This window comes from Moritella sp. JT01 (assembly GCF_001574435.1).
Taxonomy (GTDB): domain Bacteria; phylum Pseudomonadota; class Gammaproteobacteria; order Enterobacterales; family Moritellaceae; genus Moritella.
The window spans coordinates 1-5544 of the sequence record NZ_LOCN01000024.1; the positions used below are offsets into that span (position 1 = coordinate 1).

Sequence of the window (5544 nt, forward strand, 5' to 3'; positions counted from 1 at the left end):
TTTGATATTTTCATTGGTGACAAAATGGTGCATGTCATTGAAGCCAGCGTAAAGATCACGGATGGCCGTAAAGCCAAAAAAGTACGTGGCATTACCAAGGGTTATATCGATGGTCCGGTTGACGCCGAAGTCACCATTAAATTAGATCATGAGAACTTTCTTATTCTGCAGGATGTAGCCAAAACGGCGGGCAGCTGGAAAGGCATCGAACCTTTTGATATTTCGTTCTTAGCGGAAGTTGCCGCCGGCACCAAGAATATTGAAGCCTTTGGTGTACTGCCGCAGTTAGACGAGATCTTGAATATCAAAGCGGAAGGTGGCGAAGAAGATACCACCACGATCAAAGGTCCGGTTACGTCGACTGATTTTATCAAAATCAATGGCATTCCTTATCTGACTGCAGAAGAAGTGAGAGACCTGTAATGGCAGCAATGAAAAACCTCACTGCAAGTAGTTTGCTTAAAGCGATGCAGGCCAAGCAGTACAAAGTCTTTGAAGGTGAGTTAAACCTTAACTTGATTGGCGTTCGTCACACGGACACCAAGGCAAACAGCTTTAACGATCTGCTTTGTGTCCTGTATCAGCAAGACGGTAAATGGCAGCTCGTCAGTTTTAAATGCACCACGGATGCAGGCACTTATTACCGTGAAAACCCCTGCAATCTGGATGGTACCGCGGTACTTGCCGCTATGCAGCATCGCAGTTTATGGACCTTCGGTTATCACCAGGGAAAATACCCTGCGTTAGTGCAGCATAAACCCGTCACCGTTTACAGAGACAACAACAATGATAATCAACTGGATTGTGAGAATAATTTACAACGTGGTTATTTCGGTATTAATTGCCATCGAGCGAGTGCAAATCATGAGTCAAAGCAAGTCGACAAGTGGTCTGCAGGTTGCCAGGTATTAGCTAACCCGAATGATTTTAATAAGCTGATGGCCCTTTGCCATCAAAGCCGTCAGCAATGGGGCAGTACCTTTACATATACCCTATTGAACCAAGCTGATTTGACCCCAAATAAAGAGTGAGAGTGACCATGGCGTTAGAGCAAAAAATTACCCTAGAAGTGAATGACATTGAACTGAGTTTCAATGTGAACGTAACGGCTTACAACAAGTTTTTAAACCAAAGTAACCAGGTTAATAAAATTCAACCTGCGACCAACTTCTTAATGACGGTTGTGGACAGTGAATGCAAAGCAACATTAAAAGAAATGTTAGCCCTGCCTGGTGCAGCGCTGCATCTGGTCGGCAGTGTTGTTGAAGAGTATCAACCTGAGTTCAATATCACCGTAAAAAAATAGAACAGCGAGCAAAAGAGATAAGCAGAAACCGTTTAGATCAGTTGCTCGCCTATCAGCAAAAATGGCTGCCACACAGCGTGGCCACCGAAGACAGTTTAGCCCAGGCATTGTTTTTGGAAAATGATAATCAAGAAAAGCAGCAGATCGCCATCAACAACGGTATTTGCATGGCGTTAGACAGTGGTTAAGTCACAGGTTGAGGGGAACGAATGAGCGCATTAAGTAAGTTGGAAAAACTCATGTACACCATTGGCGTTGTTGATAAAGCAACAGGGCCAGTGAATAAGATCATGGACAAGATAAACCAACTTAGCGCCCAAACGGCCAGTGCTCAAAACCAAATGATGAGTGGTTTTATGGGTACTGCAGGCGGTGCCATGGCATTGGTCAGTAGTTTGTCTCCGGCTATTGATCATGTGGCTGCGCTTGGTGAAGTGCAAACATTGGGTGTAGCCAGCGAAGACTTAACCAAACTAACTAAAACCGCGTTTGAATTTACCACGCATTTTGGTGGTAACTCTGCCGAGTTCGTGCGCAGTGCTTACGATATCCAATCCGCTATATCCGGGCTAACCGGTGATGAGCTTGCCTCCTTTACCAAAGCATCCAATGTATTAGCGGTTGCAACGAAAGCGGACGCCAGCACGATCACCAGTTATATGGGCACCATGTACGGCATCTTTGAAAAAACAGCCAACAAAATGGGCAAGTCTGACTGGGTGAATCAGATTGCAGGGCAAACCGCTACAGCAGTTAAAATGTACAAAACCACTGGCGCAGAAATGGAATCAGCGTTTAGCTCATTAGGCGCAAAAGCGGCCAATCGTGGTATCGACGCGGCAGAACAGTTTGCGGTACTCGGTGAACTGCAGCTTGTGTTAAGTGGTTCCGAAGCCGGGACCAAATATGCATCATTCATTGATGGTATTGGTAAAGCGCAAAAAAAACTAGGCATAGAGCTCACCAATAGCCAGGGCGATATGCTGAGTATGGATATCGTGCTTGAACGTATCAACCAAAGGTTAACTGGGGTTGGTAGTGTCGCCAGAGGTGATATTTTAAATGCAGCATTTGGTTCAACTGAAGCGGCGGGTGTTGTCGATATATTAAGTACAAAAACCGCCAAACTAAAACAGAATATTAGCGAGTTGACCAATGTCACGGATGCATCCAAGGCCAGTGAAATGGCGAATATCATTGCCAGTCCCTGGGACAGATTTAGTGGTTCATTAAATGGCGCCGCAACGGCGATGGGTCAAGCCGTATTACCGATTATTGAACCGGTTGTCGATATGTTGGTTGCTATGTTAGGTGGCGTGATATGGCTAACCCAAGAATTCCCGACATTAACGGGCGTACTTGGTGCTGCTGCTGTTGGCGTCATTGCATTAATGATGGCATTTAGCGCCATGAATATGATCATCGGTATTTATCGTTTTGCATTGATTGGGCTGAGTGTTGTCAGCAATGCCGCCGCTGTATCAACAAAACTATGGCAGGTTGGTTTGGTGGCACTGCGCGTGATGGGGTTCTTAGGCAATATTGCAGTGATGGGTGCTTATCTTGCTGCTATCGGTCTCTATCGTGGCGCTATGTTAGCGGCGCAGGGCGTTACTTGGTTATTTAATACAGCATTACTTGCCAATCCGATTGGGCTGGTTATCGCTGGGGTTGTTGCGTTAGTGGCTGCCGTAGCGGGACTTATTTTTTATTGGGATGCCATTGTTGCTGCCTTTAAAGATTCATCGTGGGGGCAAGTTCTGATTAAGATATTTGACAGCGTTATGTCTGTGTTCAGTGCTCTGATTGATAATGTGACATGGGTGCTCGAAGCACTGGGATTGATGGACGGTAAAGAAATGACCATTAACTCAAAAGTGGAAGAGGTGACCAAAACCGCAGCGCCAATATCAACTGAAAACACACTATCAACGAAACTCAACACAGAGACACTTGGATCCAACCATCTTGCAAACATGAATACACGAATTAACCAGGCTAACGGTTTTACACCAGTTGCTGCAAACCAGGTATTGAGCACAGAGGCTTATGCAGCGAACAACTTAGTTAATACAAATACGCAGTTCAATCAGGTTAGCGGTTTATCGCCAGTTGCAGCTTCGCTTGTTGAAAGCCAAACGTTTAATGAAACAAGTGCACACAGTGCGCGTATTCAACAGTATCAAGAAAGCAACCAACAGCTGGCGAAGGTAAGCCGTCCACGTATACAGCGAACGCAGTATTTCCAGCAAAGCAAACAAAGCGCGAATAACCAGAGTAATAGCAGTGCCGATAACAGTAAGCGGGTTTATATCGACAATGTAGTGATGAAAAGCGACAACCTCGCGCATGATTTTGAACAGTTAATGGAGTTAGCCGGATAATGATAAATATGCATGTTGATTTAAATATTGTTGATGGGGATTTTGTATTTAATTCCTCGCTCAGTGCTGGCAAATTATCTGCGGCCAAAGTGATTGGCCAAGACGTTAAGCACCGCATTATCGAAAGTGGCTTACTGGTTAAGTTAGTGAAGCAGCGCAACGTCAATGGTATTGCGCCAGTGCTCACCGATTTAGAGCTGGAAGTGGAACAAGACGACCGACTCAAGCCTGGCACGATTTTAATTACCTACAACAGTGATAAAACCTTGTCGATTGAAGCTGAAACTAAGCAATACGGCATAATGAAATGGGCGGGGGCATAACATGGTACCTGATTTTAAAAAGATGATGGCGGATGCTGGGTTACCAGTGAATGAGACAGTCGCCAAGCAGCAATGGGACCAGGTGTTAAGCGAACAGCAAATTATTGTCGAGAATGGCAGTCCGTTTAGCCCGTTTTGGCGCACAGTTAAAGCCTTAATTACTTTGCCTGTCGTTGGTTTACTCGATTGGATAGCCCGCATATTGATGCCCGATTTATTCATTATGACCGCCAGTCGCAGTGCGTTAATTGGGTTACATGGCCCAAGCCGCAATGTCTTTGTTGTGGATGCAATTAAGGCTAAAGGCATGCTGACATTAACACGCACAAACAGTGATGGAGTTTTGAGTATACCTGCAGGTGCCTTGGTCAGTAGTGCCAGTATTGGCGGCACTGTATATCAGTTAAGTATCACCCGTCCTTCAGTGTTTGAAGAGGGGGAATCGGTGATAGAGGTTCTTGCTGAAGCCACAGCTGCAGGGCAAGGGCATAACTTACCTGTGGGCAGTTATAACCAACTGGTGAATCCAGTCGAAGGTGTCAGTATTCAGAATAAACATGACTGGCTGCTTATCCCTGGTGCTAACGAAGAAAGTACAGAAGCATATCGTAACAGGATAAGAAACGTATTCGGCACAGCTGCTAAATGGCACATCAATACCGTGTATAAATCGATAATCAGCGATTTTGCGATACCGGTCGACAACATTGAAATTATTAACCATGCACCGCGTGGACCAGGTACTGCCAATGCGTTTATTTACCTTAATGTTGGGCAGGTATCAACTGGCTTATTAAAAGTCATTAATCAGCATATCAGTGATGATGGTCATCATGGCCATGGTGATGACTTTCAAGTGTATGCAATGCCTATGCAAGACAAAGTGATAACAGCAACGTATTCACTTCATGCCAATAGCGCTGATATTAAAGCGGATATAAAGACCTTTATCCAGGCGGCGTTTCGATTAAACGATGCGTATCAACCAACACGAACGCGGCCGAATTCGTCATTTAGTATGAGCCAGTTACAAGCGCAGTTACATAATCAATTCCCAGCACTACGCAGTATCGAGTTTGATTGTGGTGATATTCGAACGGGTTTGTGGTTGCCGGCACTCACGGACTTGGTTGTAAAAAATGGATAGTTCTCAGCAAAAGAAACAACCCGAAATTGCGACTTGGTTAAACAAGGGCCATGCCGAGCAGTTAATGAAAGCCGCGCAGCACTATTGGAACAATACCAAAGACTGGGTGATGTGGGCTGTAGCACAAAAAGATGAGCAACAAAGTGCAGAGCCATTTTTAGGTTTGTTAGCCTGGGAAAGGTTGACCGAAAGACTGGCAACCGAACCGACTGAGTTTTTTAGGAAACGGGTTCAACATGCACTGGTTAATACTATCGATGCGGGTGAGATAGCAACCATTGCCGATATCTTCAATCGTCTGGGTATTAACGTAATCAAAGTAACTGAGCGTATTGAAAACAGGGATTGGGACATTATTGCGCTCGATTTTAGCAGTCATGCGGT

At 45.1% G+C, this 5544-nt stretch carries 6 protein-coding genes and 1 pseudogene; all 7 read left to right on the forward strand.

Features of this window, described 5'->3' with window-relative positions; all coding sequences use genetic code 11:
* The coding region (locus AKG98_RS17070; RefSeq protein ID WP_157534155.1) for a phage protein at nucleotides 1-423 on the forward strand (423 nt) is incomplete at its 5' end.
* A complete protein-coding gene (locus AKG98_RS17075; protein ID WP_067048641.1) occupies nucleotides 423-1031 on the forward strand; it encodes a hypothetical protein in 609 nt (202 codons plus the stop codon). The genes AKG98_RS17070 and AKG98_RS17075, both read left to right, overlap by 1 nt.
* A gap of 8 nt (nucleotides 1032-1039) precedes the next feature.
* The gene (locus tag AKG98_RS17080; RefSeq protein ID WP_067048997.1) at nucleotides 1040-1306 is read left to right on the forward strand and encodes a putative phage tail assembly chaperone; all 267 of its coding nucleotides are present in this window, start codon (nucleotides 1040-1042) and stop codon (nucleotides 1304-1306) included.
* A gap of 209 nt (nucleotides 1307-1515) precedes the next feature.
* Complete coding sequence (locus AKG98_RS17085; RefSeq protein WP_067048644.1) at nucleotides 1516-3690, forward strand: phage tail tape measure protein; 2175 nt, start codon at nucleotides 1516-1518, stop codon at nucleotides 3688-3690.
* Nucleotides 3690-4013: a DUF2590 family protein gene (locus AKG98_RS17090; RefSeq protein ID WP_067048646.1), complete on the forward strand. Its 324-nt coding sequence runs from the start codon at nucleotides 3690-3692 to the stop codon at nucleotides 4011-4013. The genes AKG98_RS17085 and AKG98_RS17090 overlap by 1 nt, the downstream gene beginning before the upstream one ends.
* Before the next feature lies 1 nt (nucleotide 4014).
* Nucleotides 4015-5160 carry a baseplate J/gp47 family protein gene (locus tag AKG98_RS17095; RefSeq protein WP_067048649.1) on the forward strand — a complete coding sequence of 382 codons (1146 nt, stop codon included), beginning with the start codon at nucleotides 4015-4017 and terminating at the stop codon, nucleotides 5158-5160.
* Nucleotides 5153-5544: pseudogene (locus tag AKG98_RS17100) on the forward strand (hypothetical protein); the annotation flags it as partial. The gene AKG98_RS17095 and the pseudogene AKG98_RS17100, both read left to right, overlap by 8 nt.

Coding starts and splice junctions, on each gene's coding strand:
- AKG98_RS17075 (WP_067048641.1), top strand. CDS start 423: ATGGCAGCAATGAAAAACCTCACTGCAAGTAGTTTGCTTAAAGCGATG.
- AKG98_RS17080 (WP_067048997.1), top strand. CDS start 1,040: ATGGCGTTAGAGCAAAAAATTACCCTAGAAGTGAATGACATTGAACTG.
- AKG98_RS17085 (WP_067048644.1), top strand. CDS start 1,516: ATGAGCGCATTAAGTAAGTTGGAAAAACTCATGTACACCATTGGCGTT.
- AKG98_RS17090 (WP_067048646.1), top strand. CDS start 3,690: ATGATAAATATGCATGTTGATTTAAATATTGTTGATGGGGATTTTGTA.
- AKG98_RS17095 (WP_067048649.1), top strand. CDS start 4,015: ATGGTACCTGATTTTAAAAAGATGATGGCGGATGCTGGGTTACCAGTG.